The following is a 13417-nucleotide window of genomic DNA, read 5'->3' on the forward strand; positions in this document are numbered from 1 at the left end:
AAATCTACCTTTGCTTCGTTAAGGCTAACCTAATTTGGAAATAACTTAATTGGGGTAATTGTTCCTTAATTAGCCTTAATTTTTTTGTCTTTAATTTACTTGCCACAGAAAGTACGTCCTTGATATGTTGATAAGTTAAATAAGGTTTGTAACTAAAATTTGGTTCATATAAAGCCAGTTCAATTAAATGATCTTCAATTGTACTATGCTTTAAACCCCTTAGCATTTTTACTTCTTCTATTGTTCGTCCTTGCTTAAGCAGTCTACTTGTTTCTTTGGCAGACTTAGTTACAAATTGGTGTTCATTAATACCGAATAGGAATTGGCTTAACATCGGGTAACTTCCTTGATTTCCCTTTACCGAAACAAAACATCGATGTAAAATAGCTTGAAAATGTATTCGAGCATATAATGGGTCATTTTGATAGGCTTCGGATAATTGTTTAAATGTTTTCCCTGTCCTCATAGGGCTCGTCAGTCGATTTACAAATAAATTCCCTTCCCTTTCTGGTAGATCAGTTAGGAAGTTGTACAAATCTAAGTGCAGTCTTTCTGCCAAGACTCTATAATTATTGGAATGATACTTAAACAATTGCTTTACCCACATTTGTGTTTCCTGATGGTAGCTTACTGGCAAAAAGGACGTTTGACCTCTATTAAGAAAAGAAAGGCTTTGAACAGTTAAGGATAAACGTTCCCATAAAAGGCCTGCAGAGCCATTCCATTCATATTTAGCACCATCATAACCTTCAGGTAATTGGAACTGTCTAGATAATTCACGACGCTTCCTTTCCCCACTTTCTGTAATTTTAATGGTTTCAGAGCCTTGAAAACAAATCCACCCCATGTCTTCAAGCTTTTTTAATCCTTCTGTATAATCCTGTCTGGTTAAAGCTTTTAAACTCCCTACATATTCCGAGCATTTAAACAAGTAAGCATCCTGAATCGTTTGGGCAGATCTTTTTCCCTTTAATAAATGATATATTCCGCCTATTGTTCTTTGTTCATTTATGTAATTAATTAACTGTAACATAAGCCAATTGAAACAATTCATATTAATTACCCCTTTTTATCGACAAATCTATACATTTATTATAAGTGACTGTTTCCTTTCCATCTACTAAAATCCTGTTTTTATAGGTACGGTCATTAATATTTTTATTGAAATGTAACATGGGAACAATTACAATAAAATAGAAAGAACATTCTTCACAAAAGGAGCGTTCTTTAACACATACCCTTTAAAGAATAAATAAAGAGAGAAAAAGGGATTCTATAATTATTTCAATGGGAGGTTTTTTTGTTATGGCAAAGTACACAATCGTAGACAAAGACACTTGTATTGCATGTGGAGCTTGTGGTGCAGCAGCTCCAGACATTTATGATTATGATGATGACGGTATCGCGTTCGTAATCCTTGATGATAACGAAGGTACAGCAGAGGTTCCTGAAGAGCTTTATGAAGATATGGAAGATGCATTAGACGGCTGTCCTACAGATTCCATTAAGATTGCTGACGAGCCATTTGATGGCGATGCCTTAAAATTCGAATAAATTTAATTAAATAACCACCGAGTTTCGGTGGTTTTTCCTTTTTCAAAAAATAAAGGCACATTCATCGCGATGCCCTCTCATTTACTAAAATCTTTTTTTAAAATAATCCGATCCTTTTTAACTTCAACCCAACCTTCTTTTTCCCATTTTTTTAATTGCCTACTGACCGTTTCCCTTGTTGACCCGATAATATTGCCAATTTCTTGATGTGTTAAACGGACAGTTCCTCCTTGTGCCTCCTGTAAGTGAGCCATTGCACCAGCCAATCTAGACTCAACGTTAAGAGATAGTATCTCGTTTAATTTCTTTTGAAGGTAAATGATTTTTTTATTCATCACTTGCATCATTCGAAAAGCTAGCTCTGGATTATTTTTAATTAATCGCTCAAAACCATCGATAGGAATAGTCATTACAGTAACATCTTTTTTAGCTTTAGCGGTACCAGGATAAGGTGATTGATCAAAAAAACCTGTATGTGGAAAGATTTCTCCCTCTCCTAAAACATTGATAAGGCTTTCCTCACCAGACTCTGTAAGCTTACTAATGAGTATGGTCCCTTTTCCAAGGATATAAATATGTGTTTTAGGGTCCCCTTCCCAAAACAAAATCTCTTTATCCTTTAGATTTTTCACTCTGCTCATTTGCAGTATTGGGTTTAATTCCTTTTCGTCTAACCCTTCAAAAAATGGTATTTCTAATAAATATTTTCCCCAAGCTTTCATTATTTTCTCCCCTAGCAAAAAATAACCAGGACCAAACTGGGACTGGTTATTTTTTATTATTTATCAAATAACTTTTGTTCGACACCAACTATATGAGTCATCATTTTTTTATAAGCTTCCTTTGAATTCTTATTTTTAATTGCCCCAAAGATCTCCAAATGCTCATTGTATAATTCGTTCATTTTTCTATCATCGGAATATATCAAGTAATACCTAGCTTCTTTCATGGATTCCTTAATTGTTTCTGAGATCGTTTCCATAAGACGATAGAGCATTTTGTTTTTTGTAGCCTTTACTACTGCCATATGAAAGTCTATGTCTGCTTTTTCTCCTAGTTCACCATTACCTTCAGCCTGTTTCATTTCATTTAATATTTCCTCCATTACAGCAAGGTCTTCTTCCGTTCTATTTAAAGCTGCTAAGGAGGCAGCCCCCGTTTCATTCAGCTTTCTCACTTCATATAGATCTAGCAGATCCTCTTGGAGCATCACTAATGGAATCATCGTTTTTGTTAAATCAATTTCTGTTTTTTTAACAAAAGTACCTTCTCCCTGTCTTATTTCAATTAGGCCCATAGCCTTTAAAGCACTAAGTGCTTCACGAACTGCAGATCTCCCCACATTGAAGTCCTCCGCTAGCTGCTGAACGGATGACAAACGGTCACCTGGTTTATATTCTCCATTTTTGATCATTTCTGTAAGTTGTTCTGCAATGATTTCATATATTTTTTTAGACTTCACATGCTTAATCAACCTGGCAACCCCTTCCTTCCAAAACAAAACGATAAAAAGGTCAAAAACTAACTACAATAGTTAGCATTAAATAATTTTACTACTTAAGCGACATAATTAGATCTCTTTTATATTATTTCACTTTACTCTTGTTTTTTCAATAACAGATGACCGTTTAACGTATTCCATTATAATCTAAGACCCTCTAAAGCTAGAAGTACATTATTGGACCATATTTCTCCATAGGCACGGAAGGGTAATGGATTTGTTCCTACTCCTACTTCTATAGTAAATCCAGGTCTTCCAGTTTCTTGAATAAACCAATCCTTATAGCCTGCATCACTATCTGCAGTTCTTATTGGAACATATGAGCTTTTTAGTGATAATCGTTCTACCATTTCCTCACTAATTCTTGGCTCCATTCCACGATATCCCCAGTAAATCATTTGTCCTTGAGAATGGAAAGCTAGTACGTAAGCAAAATGAGTCTCTTTTGTCAGCGTATAAACGGCTCTTGCTTCTGGTTCCGTCAACGGGGCCGTTCCACTGTAGTGACGTGGCCAAGGTTCACGGGGGCTTTCATCTGCTTCCTTCTTCCAACCAGCAGGCCATTGATGGTTTAAGTCAACCCCTCTTACATTTGCCGACCAATGATCGAACGTACTTGCCCCTTTATTTGTATAATTAATTAAGTCATAATAAGGGTGACCTGGATAATTTCCTTGTTGTACTAAGGTTATCCCATCAGGATTTACCATTGGAACTACATACAAAGTAATATCATCGAATAATTCACTTAAATCCACACCATAAAATAATTTCTTCTGATCATTGGATTCCTCTAGAAGGTAATTTACCCATTCACACAAAAATTTGCTTGTCATCCATTCATTTGCATGCCATCCCCCTGAATAAAATATCTTTTTATTTCCCCTACCTACCTTTAATAGATAAAGAGGTTTTTCAAGTACACTATAACCTATAACACTCACTTGTAAAGGAAGCTTACTTTTCTTGTTACTCCATTTTTTAATATAGGCTTCCACATCTTTATGTGAAAATTCCTTCAAGCACTCTCCTAACCTTTCCTCTCTTTTTTCACCGACATTTTTTGCAGGTACAAGAAGCTTTTCCCCCGGGATAATATAAGATTGTTCATTCATAATCTGAGGATTTACATCTAATATGTCTTTTACATATATGTTGTGCTCCCATGCCACTTTATGCAATGTATCTTCTTCTTTTACTATATATCGTTTCATTATTTCACACCCCTTTTCTTCATATCTCTAAAAATCTATGAAGAAATTTAAATAATAATGAATCATAAAAAGGCTGTACCAAAAGGTGGCCTTTTGGTACAGCCTTGTTTTGAATCGCCCATTCATGTCAATGGTTGCATTTTCATTTTTCCTTTATTAAAGGTAGCTATTGAACTGTACCCAATACTTTTAGCAAAATCAACAGCCCTATCGTATTCATAACCCACATGTTCCGGTTCATGAGCATCAGAGGATAATACTATTGGAATATTTTTATTGAAACACATTTGAAGAAGTTCAGGGTCAGGATACATTTCTCCAATAGGCTTCCTTAAACCTGCAGTACTTATTTCGACACATGTTTTGGATTTAGCTAATGCATCTGTGGCCCTTTCATATTGTTCCAATAAAAAGTCCTTATCTTTTGGTATGTATCCAAAAATTTTTACTAAATCTAAATGTCCTACAATATGGAATAGATTGGATTCCGCCAATGTAACAATCTGATCATAATATTTTTCGTATACATCTTTTACATCCCTTATTTCCCATTCTTTTCTATACTCTGCAAGATCGATACCAAAGTCTCCTACCCAGTGTACACTGCCTATAACATAATCAAAATCATAGGATTGTATAAACTTTTCCATTTCTTTATGCTTGCCTGGGGTATAATCCATTTCAATAGACATTTTTAAATTATAGCCTTTCTCCCATGCCTGATGAAAAAGGGATACATAGTCATTCATATCGTAATACCGTCTTTCATCAACCCATGGATTTCTTAATATATCCTTTGTTTGATAGAAATGATAGGCATGCTCTGATATGCCGAACTCTTCAATCCCCTTTTCCTTTGCCTCATGAAGAAATCTCTCTAAATAATCTAAAGTTAATGTTCCCTTTTCTAAATGATTGTGATAATCCGATCTCATGTCCTCTCCTCCACTTCTTTATTTAACACGTTATATATTACCATAAAACCGGTACGTACATATTCATTCTTTATATAAATACAATTGTATTGTTTTTTATTTATATGGTAAAGTTGTAACTAGTCCAACTAAAATTAATGGTCTTCAAAAAAGCTCCGTTAATGGGCAGTGTTGATTTTCGATCATGTTGATTGAAGCGGAAGGTACGAGCGGTACTAGCAAGTTTTTTTAGGACAAGTAATCGCTGACGCAGGACGTGGGCTGCCTTTAGGCGTTATTGGAGTACCTAAAGCGAAAATCAACATAAAGTTTAACAGAGCTTCAAAAAATGAAAGGTGGAAGTATGAATGGTTATAATCAAGCGGAATCTTCTGCTTGCAATGTCAATTCTAGCGATGTTAGTAATGGCAGCATGTGGAAACAATCAAGATGAGGGAACTACAGATACAACTGATGGACCTGGGGAAGTAGTTGCCACTGTTAACGGCGAAGAGGTTTACGAACGTGACCTTATGTTAATGCTTCAACAGCAATTAGGTATGTTTGGGATAGATATTGAAGCGGAAGAAAACCAGGAAATTGTTGATCAGTTTAAGCCTATGATTTTGGATCAATTAGTTCTTGAAAGAATCCTCGTGCAGGAAGCAAACACTCAAAATATTGAAATACCGGAAGAAGAGGTTGACATTTATTTTGAGCAGATGCGATCCCAAGCTCAATTACCTGAAGGTGAAACGTTTGAGGATGTTTTAGCTGCTCAAGGTTACACGGAAGAGCAATTACGTTTGGAAATTGAAGAAATGTTAATGGTGGAAAATTTATTAAGACTTGAACATCTTGACACCTCTGACTATGCTGTCACAGAAGAGGAAACAAGAGAATATTACGATGAATTGTTAGTAGAATACGGGGACGAGCTAGAAGAATTCGAAGTTATCCAAGATGAACTAGCCCTAAGCTTAAAGCAAGGAAAATATATTGAAGATCTACAAGCAAGAGCTGAAATAGAAACATTTATTTAAAAGATTGTTATCGCAAAATTTGTTGTATTTAAGAAGCTTGGAGAAGCGGAAGGCGGTGACTCTAACGTCGAGTAATCGCTGACGCAGGACGTAGGCTGCCTTTAGGCGTAATTGATCCGCCTGTAGTGTATCCAAGCTAACTATATTCTTCTGAAAACAACATGTTTTCTGCGACAAATAATATCCCAGTAGCAAACAAAAGCTGCGCCGGAACAATCTATTAGAAAACAGCGATAAAAAATAGAAGTGTGCCGAAAGTCTACCTTTTAGACAAACGACACACTTTATTTTTAATTAATTATCTTGCGAAAGGTGATTAGATCCCTTCTTATATTGGACATCTTCTTTCTTTGACCGAGCATTTACTGCACGTGCCGCTGCAAAAAAGAAATCAGATAGGCGATTTAAATATTTAATTGCAAAAGGTGGCAGTTCGTTAGTATCGTTTATGTGCAGGACTTGCCTTTCTGCCCTTCTTGCGATTGTACGACAAACATGTAAATAAGCACCTCCTTGCTCACCTCCTGGTAGAATAAAGGATTGCAAGGGTGGGGCTTCCTCCCAATATGTATCAATTCTCTTCTCTAAGTATGTTACATATTCTTCCTTTGTTGCCCATTCCTTTTTTTCTTTTACATTAGCAAGATCTCCCCCCAAGTCAAAAAGCTCATGCTGAATCTTCATAAGATCTTTTCTTAAATCCTCATAAATTGAATTGTTTAAATTGGCGACCGCTAATCCTATAAAGCTATTTAACTCATCTGTCGTTCCATATGCTTCTACCCTTAGGTCTGTTTTTGAAACTTTTTTCCCAATTAACTGAGTTTCTCCTTTATCACCATTTCTCGTATAAATCTTCATAATAAGCCCCCTTTGTTAACTATATTCGACCTATCTCTGTCTCCATTATACATTAATAAGTTTACTAGCAGATACCATCATAACACTCATATTGTTTAAGAGAAAATTTAAATGTAGAATAGGAGAAGAAAAGGGGGAGATGAAGAATGAGTATTGAAGAGCATAAAAAAGAAGCACCTACAACTGTAAATTGTATGATATTAACAGTATCAGATACACGAACAAAGGAAACGGATAAAAGTGGTCAATTAATTAAACAGATGCTTACGGAAAATGGACATACCATAGTAGAGCATGAAATTGTAAAAGATGATTACTCCGCAATACAGAATATAATCCGTAAAGCAGATCACAATCAAACAATAGAAGCATTAATAATTAACGGTGGTACAGGAATTACCTTTCGGGATACAACATATGAGGCTGTTTCCAGTATGCTTGACAAGGAGCTTCCTGGATTTGGCGAACTGTTCCGTTATTTGAGCTATGAGAAGGATATAGGACCTGCAGCTATGCTTAGCCGTGCCACAGCAGGTGTTCGGGGAAAAACAGCAGTATTTTCTACTCCCGGATCATCAGGTGCTGTCAAGCTTGCAATGAGAGAATTAATTCTCCCTGAACTAACTCATTTTATGAGAGAAATTTACAAAGATTATAAGTAACATTATAAAAAAACAGGCGATTTTTTTACCGTTCGCCTGTCTTTTTACAATTATTTAGAGTAATATGGAAATGGTTTCGATTAACCCCATACCCTTTTCTTTATTGTTCCCTGTGGAACAAGATCTTTCTGCTTGTTTAGTCAAAATCATTCATGGTCATAGGGTAAAAAGACGGAAAATGTCGTACCTTCATTTATTTTACTATGTGCAGAAACTTTTCCATTATGGGCTTCTACAATATTTTTAACAATTGCAAGTCCTAAGCCTGTACCTGATCTACCACGAGTTCTCGCTTTATCAGCCTTGTAAAATCTTTCAAAAACAAAAGGAAGGTCTTCTTCCGGAATTCCAGATCCCGTATCTTGAATATCTATTTTCACACCGTTGTGAAAGCTTTCAACACGCAACGTGACTTTTCCATCCTCAGATGTGTGACGTATAGCATTATCTATGAGATTTGTTAATACTTGTTCTACACGATCCGCATCTGCAAGAATCGTTTTTTCAATCTCATAAATTTCATCTACTAACTCAATTCGGTGTTCTTTAGCTACACCTTGGAATTTGCGCAAAACCCGCTTACAAAATTCAGATATGTTTATGGCCTCAATATCTAATTGAATATGTCCTGCTTCCATTCTTGCTAAATCTAATAGTTCATTCACGAGTCTTCCCATACGCAATGACTCATCATAAATGATTTGAGCCATTTCCGTTTTTTCTTCTTCGGTTTCAGCTATTCCGTCAATAATTGCTTCACTGTACCCTTGGAGCATGGAAATGGGAGTTCGAAGCTCATGAGAAACATTAGCTATGAAATCCTTTCTAAGCTTATCATGTAATCGTTCTTCAGTCATATCACGAAGTACTGCAACGGCACCTCGTACATACTGTTGGTCGTATAAAGGCGTCATTAATATTACCCAACTGCGGCCTTGAACGTCCACTTCACCCATTTGTTCCTTTTCTTCCTCCACAACCTTATTAAAAATCTCTTGCAGTTCCTTTGGGAGGTCTCCAGATTCTTCCACCTCATAGCCTTGTTCATATAGCCATGCTCCAATAAATTCATTAGCAGGAGGATTCGTAACCATCACTGAACCTTCACGATCTAGTGTAATTACACCATCAGCCATAGATATTAATATCCTTGATAGCTGTTCTTTTTCTTGATTCAAGGCATTTAAGTTCGTATTTAAAGCCCTGGCCATTCTATTAAAGGCAATCGCCAATAAACCTATTTCATCGTTCGTTAGAATAGGAACCTTCATATCAAAATTCCCTTTAGCCACCTCTAAAGAAGCCCTTCTCATCCTTCTTAAAGGAGAAGTGATTCTCGTAGTTAAGAAGAAAGCAAATATTGTGGTTAATACGATAGCTATGCCTGCCGATAGAAAAATAATATTCTTCGTTTGACTTGTTGCCCTCTCCACTACTTCAAGGGATTGATATAAGTATAGGGAAGCATTATCACTTTCAGAGATATCTAATGGAATTCCAACTACCATTACTGCACCCGAAGTTTCATCATCATCTAATGGAAGTGAAAAATCACCTTGTGTAACAATGGTTTCCCTCTCATTAACAACCTGAGCAAGGCTTTCGTCCTCAAAGAATACACTAGTTGGAAAGTTTTCCTCGACCCCTTCCGGAGCAAATAAATAATGCTCCCCATCTAAAATAATGACTGCTTTTGTTGCATATGTCTCAGCGATCGTCTGACTGATAGACAGGGCTGCCTCTCCAGTATCCTCATTCTCCAACAACGTTGCAATTAATGTGGCATGATTCATTAAATGACTTTCTGCTTGGTCCGTGTGAAAACGCTCAAAGTATTGTAAGAGCATAATTGTCAATATGATTAATACAACAGATACTAAAAGAAGAATGGTAAGCCAAAGCTTACCAACAACACTTCTCCAAAGCCACATTACGCTTTCACAGCCTCAAATTTATATCCGACTCCCCACACGGTTGAAATCATGTTAGCAGCTTCAGGAGACACCTTATTTAACTTTTCTCTAAGCCTCTTTATATGTGTATCAACTGTTCTTAAATCCCCAAAAAACTCATAGTTCCATACATCCTTAAGGAGTTGCTCCCTAGCGAATACTTTATCAGGTGATTGAGCTAAATATAGTAATAGCTCATACTCTTTCGGAGTAAGGTTTATATGCTTCCCATCAGCTGTTACACGATGAGCATCGTTGTCAATTGTTAAGTGCGGGAAAACTAATACATCCTTACTCGTTGTTTCTGTCTGCAAGAACTTAGTAGAAGACGAACGACGTAATAATGCTTTTACTCGTAAAACTACCTCTCTAGGACTAAATGGCTTAACAATATAATCATCAGTACCAACCTCGAAGCCTTGTACACGATTGGCCTCTTCCCCTTTTGCCGTAAGCATAATGATCGGTGTTGCCTTATGTTTTCTAATCTCTTCACATACTTCTAATCCATCAATACCAGGCATCATCAGGTCTAAAATAATTAAATCATAATCTACTTCTAATGCCATTTTTAAAGCCTTTTCCCCGTTTTCAGCGTCATCCACAGCATACTCTTCCCGTTCTAAATACATCTTTAATAAACGGCGAATTCTTTCCTCATCATCAACTACAAGAATATTAGCTTCTTGTGACATTAATATTCCCCCTCGTCATTACCATAGCCTATTAACTATTTTAAATACAATAGGCTAGGATATACCCCTTAATTGTATCATCATAGTAGAATGTATAATATGTTTAATTAAACATATTAGAAAAATTTTGTTAAATATAGACAAAACTCTCTGTTTTATAAAGCGTAGGAATGTAATCCTGCAATGACAAGATTCACAAAGATTAAGTTAAACATAATGAGGGCAAAACCTATTACACACATCCAAGCACTTTTTTCTCCATGCCATCCCCTCGATAACCGAAGATGTAAATAAGCTGCGTAAAATAAGAAGGTAATTAATGCCCAGACTTCTTTAGGATCCCACCCCCAAAATCTTGTCCAGGCAATTTGCGCCCATATCATGGCAAAGATTAATCCCCCTAAAGTAAAAATAGGGAACCCAATAGCGATTGCACGATAGCTTAGCTCATCGACAGATTGTGGATTTACGTTCTTTAATAAAGGTTGGATTGCTCCTCCAATAGGTTTTCTAAAAATAAGCCTTAAGACAAAGTAAAGGAGTAGTCCTCCCAAAAGGGACCAAATTACTGTATTTAGATCATCACTACGGATGATAGCAGGAGCAGAAATCCATGGATCGAACCGATTTACAGTAATAAGCTGCCCCTCGTTTGGTCCAATTAGTGCCGGCTTATTATATTCCACGACAGCTTCATTTCCTCTTTCATCAACATAATTGAACACTGCCTCATATTCAGCAAAGGAAAAGCCAATCACTAACAAAATATACGCCACAAAACTTAATAAAGTAAATAGGATAAACTCCAAACCTTTTACCTTATTAGACGCTTTTGTAAAATCAATTACTCTTATTAAATAAAGAAGTCCGCCAGCAAAGCCGATTGCCAAAATACCTTGTCCTATTGCCACTGTAATAACGTGAATAGTTAGCCATTCTGACTGAAGGGCAGGTATTAAAGGCTGTACCTCCCTTGGAAACATGGATGCGTAAGCAATAATTAACATCACTACTGGCATTGTGAAGAGTCCTAAGTAATTATTCCGATAGATTGGATAGATTATTACAAAGGCTAATGCCATACAAATCCCAAGGAATGTCGTATACTCAAACATATTACTAACAGGGGCATGTCCGATGGCATACCATCTAATAGCAAAATAAGCTAGTGAAGTTATTACCGCTAAGATCGAAACAATATATCCTATAGGTCCAGACCTATTTTTTTCAATCCCTTCTTTATTTTTAAACTTCCTTCCTGTAATGGAAACCCAAAATAAAATTGTAGCGGCTAAATATAAAAAAAATGAAACATGCAGAAAATTACTGCTTAGTTGAACCATTGTTATCCTCCACTCCTTCAATCTCCTTCGACCGTTCGTTAAGGTTCTCCTCTGTTTGGTCAATAGGCATTGGGATTGCTGTATTCTTGGTTATAGCTTGAAAATCATTCTTGAGGGCATGCCAATTTTTATTTGCATGTCCTGCTACCCATATTTCTCCATCTCGGTTTTGAAGCCAAATTCTACGATGATTCCAATAGGAGCCTTGTACTAAACCGATCATGAAAATTATCCCGCCAATTGATAATATAGGGATTGTTCTATCCTTTCGAATGGTTAAGGCTGTTACATTTCTCATTTCAACGTCAATCATACGGATACGATAATCGTTTTCTCCATTTAACTCTTCATTAATTTGAATACCTACTAAGCTAATTTCTCCTTGATCCTCATCAGGGTCCATCTCAGGTGTAAATACCTCAAATATAATACGAGGATTATCAGGAATACGATTTAATGTCGTAGGTTCACGATTGTCATTAATAACAAAGTTAGGGAAATACTCCATAATCTCTATTCGATATCCATTTTCAAATTCATATACCATTTCTGGATCATACAAATTAACAGTAAATTCAATTTCCGATAAATCTTCCTCATTAGCTTCGTCTACGGCTTCTATAGTAAACGTAAATTCTGCAAGTTCATTGAGTTTGTAATCCACTTGGTAAAGAGCGAACTCTCCAAAGGTTAGTGGGTCATTTACACGAATGTAATGATGCTTCACTTCTTCTAATTCCGGTTCAGATCCAATAGCGTTCGTTGACGTTCTTCTTAATAACGTTGCTGAGGTTTGAAACTTCTGTACGACTGGTGCGCCTGCCCGTTCTAATGATTCACGATACAATTCGTCATCTTCATCGTATAATACTACTTTAAATTCTTCATTTCTTAGGAAATACTCTCCGTCTGTCCCTTTAATAACGACTTCCTCTCCATCACGAACCCATATATGCTCGTCCAGATACATTTCCGGGAAAAATCTAAGCATACATCCAATTAAAAAGATAATTAATCCAATATGGTTAACATATGGGCCCCACCTAGAGAATCGGCCTTTTTCAGCAAGAATATTTCCATTATCCTTACGTATATTATATTTTTTCTTTTTTAATATTTCTTCCGCTTGAGCGAAAGATTCCTCTATATTCTCTATTTGACCTGACTTAGCAAAAAGCTTTTGTCTTTCTAGGAATTTGGTATGTCTTGTAATTCGCTGAGTTTTTAATGCACGATACAGTGGAACAAAACGGTCCAAACTACAAATGACTAGTGAAATTCCTAAAGCGGCAATTAACGCCATATACCACCAAGAGGTATACATATCGTGAAGTCCTAACTGATAATAAAGCTTCCCAAAGGTACCATATTCATTTTCATAAAATTGACTTGCCCTTTCTCCCGGTGGAAGATACATTTCTTGAGGGAGAATTGTCCCTAAAGAGGATGCGAGTAATAATAATACAATGATCCAAATCCCAACTTTAACAGACGAAAAAAAGTTCCAAATTTTATCTACTATTGATTTTTTATAAGTTTGAGACCTTCTAGCTACACCTTCATAACGCATGTCCGCTACTTGGCCGTCGTCCTCTATTAAAGGTTTTCCACATGACTCACATAAATAAGTACCAAAAGGGTTTACATGGCCACATTCACATTTTACGTTTTCCATTTG

General features: G+C 36.3%; 13 protein-coding genes. 3 read left to right on the plus strand and 10 right to left on the minus strand.

Annotated elements, in window-relative coordinates; genetic code table 11:
• Window positions 1-4 precede the first annotated feature (4 nt).
• Entirely contained in the window at window positions 5-1054 is a 1050-nt protein-coding gene (locus J2S74_RS25090; RefSeq protein ID WP_307331780.1) for a YpbB family protein, read from the minus strand.
• Between the two features lie 251 nt (window positions 1055-1305).
• Here J2S74_RS25090 and J2S74_RS25095 point away from each other — a divergent pair, with 251 nt between their 5' ends.
• Complete coding sequence (locus J2S74_RS25095; RefSeq protein ID WP_307331782.1) at window positions 1306-1554, plus strand: ferredoxin; 249 nt, start codon at window positions 1306-1308, stop codon at window positions 1552-1554.
• A 77-nt stretch (window positions 1555-1631) separates the two neighbouring features.
• On the opposite strand, the gene J2S74_RS25100 is transcribed toward J2S74_RS25095, so the two are convergent.
• From J2S74_RS25100 to J2S74_RS25115, 4 genes are all read right to left on the minus strand, one after another.
• On the minus strand, window positions 1632-2276 hold the full coding sequence (locus tag J2S74_RS25100; RefSeq protein WP_307331785.1) for a Crp/Fnr family transcriptional regulator: 645 nt from the start codon (window positions 2274-2276) through the stop codon (window positions 1632-1634).
• A 56-nt stretch (window positions 2277-2332) separates the two neighbouring features.
• Window positions 2333-3025 (minus strand): FadR/GntR family transcriptional regulator, encoded by a 693-nt coding sequence (locus tag J2S74_RS25105; RefSeq protein ID WP_370876074.1) that lies wholly within the window; start codon window positions 3023-3025, stop codon window positions 2333-2335.
• 170 nt (window positions 3026-3195) lie between these two features.
• The gene (locus J2S74_RS25110; RefSeq protein WP_307331790.1) at window positions 3196-4269 is read right to left on the minus strand and encodes a M14 family metallopeptidase; all 1074 of its coding nucleotides are present in this window, start codon (window positions 4267-4269) and stop codon (window positions 3196-3198) included.
• 122 nt (window positions 4270-4391) lie between these two features.
• The gene (locus J2S74_RS25115) at window positions 4392-5204 is read right to left on the minus strand and encodes a histidinol-phosphatase (protein ID WP_307331793.1); all 813 of its coding nucleotides are present in this window, start codon (window positions 5202-5204) and stop codon (window positions 4392-4394) included.
• A gap of 347 nt (window positions 5205-5551) precedes the next feature.
• Here J2S74_RS25115 and J2S74_RS25120 point away from each other — a divergent pair, with 347 nt between their 5' ends.
• Window positions 5552-6226: a SurA N-terminal domain-containing protein gene (locus J2S74_RS25120; RefSeq protein WP_307331795.1), complete on the plus strand. Its 675-nt coding sequence runs from the start codon at window positions 5552-5554 to the stop codon at window positions 6224-6226.
• Between the two features lie 294 nt (window positions 6227-6520).
• Here the strand turns inward: J2S74_RS25120 and J2S74_RS25125 are convergent, their stop codons facing one another.
• On the minus strand, window positions 6521-7087 hold the full coding sequence (locus J2S74_RS25125) for a cob(I)yrinic acid a,c-diamide adenosyltransferase (RefSeq protein ID WP_307331797.1): 567 nt from the start codon (window positions 7085-7087) through the stop codon (window positions 6521-6523).
• A 146-nt stretch (window positions 7088-7233) separates the two neighbouring features.
• On the opposite strand from J2S74_RS25125, the gene J2S74_RS25130 reads away from it, so the two are divergent.
• Complete coding sequence (locus J2S74_RS25130) at window positions 7234-7749, plus strand: MogA/MoaB family molybdenum cofactor biosynthesis protein (RefSeq protein ID WP_307331799.1); 516 nt, start codon at window positions 7234-7236, stop codon at window positions 7747-7749.
• 146 nt (window positions 7750-7895) lie between these two features.
• Here the strand turns inward: J2S74_RS25130 and J2S74_RS25135 are convergent, their stop codons facing one another.
• From J2S74_RS25135 to resB, 4 genes are all read right to left on the minus strand, one after another.
• The gene (locus tag J2S74_RS25135; RefSeq protein ID WP_307331802.1) at window positions 7896-9680 is read right to left on the minus strand and encodes an ATP-binding protein; all 1785 of its coding nucleotides are present in this window, start codon (window positions 9678-9680) and stop codon (window positions 7896-7898) included.
• Window positions 9680-10396: a response regulator transcription factor gene (locus J2S74_RS25140; RefSeq protein WP_307331805.1), complete on the minus strand. Its 717-nt coding sequence runs from the start codon at window positions 10394-10396 to the stop codon at window positions 9680-9682. The genes J2S74_RS25135 and J2S74_RS25140 overlap by 1 nt, the downstream gene beginning before the upstream one ends.
• 155 nt (window positions 10397-10551) lie before the next feature.
• Window positions 10552-11739, minus strand: a complete 1188-nt coding sequence (ccsB, locus tag J2S74_RS25145) for a c-type cytochrome biogenesis protein CcsB (protein WP_307331808.1) — start codon at window positions 11737-11739, stop codon at window positions 10552-10554.
• A complete protein-coding gene (resB, locus tag J2S74_RS25150; protein WP_307331810.1) occupies window positions 11720-13414 on the minus strand; it encodes a cytochrome c biogenesis protein ResB in 1695 nt (564 codons plus the stop codon). Before resB ends, ccsB begins: the two co-directional genes overlap by 20 nt.
• Window positions 13415-13417 lie beyond the last annotated feature (3 nt).

Origin of the sequence: Evansella vedderi (assembly GCF_030813435.1) — a bacterium.
In the GTDB taxonomy this organism is placed as follows: domain Bacteria; phylum Bacillota; class Bacilli; order Bacillales; family Salisediminibacteriaceae; genus Evansella; species Evansella vedderi.